Annotated in this window: 1 tRNA gene; it reads left to right on the forward strand. The window is 47.9% G+C overall.

Annotated features, from left to right (window positions below):
* Positions 1 to 37 precede the first annotated feature (37 nt).
* A tRNA-Glu gene (locus H5122_RS20075) sits at positions 38 to 113 on the forward strand.
* The last annotated feature ends 152 nt before the right edge of the window (positions 114 to 265 follow it).

The following is a 265-nucleotide window of genomic DNA, read 5'->3' on the forward strand; positions in this document are numbered from 1 at the left end:
GTCTAAAAATTCAGTTGTCCTAGTGACACATTTATGTGTCCCCATCGTCTAGAGGCCTAGGACACCGCCCTTTCACGGCGGTAACAGGGGTTCGAATCCCCTTGGGGACGCCACTTACTTATTTTTTAATAGGGAAGTGAAGTGTTATTAAGAAAGCTCGCCTGAAACGAGTCTAAAAATTCAGTTGTCCTAGTGACACATTTATGTGTCCCCATCGTCTAGAGGCCTAGGACACCGCCCTTTCACGGCGGTAACAGGGGTTCGA

The organism is Pseudoalteromonas sp. SG43-8, assembly GCF_014164245.1.
Lineage (GTDB): Bacteria > Pseudomonadota > Gammaproteobacteria > Enterobacterales > Alteromonadaceae > Pseudoalteromonas > Pseudoalteromonas distincta.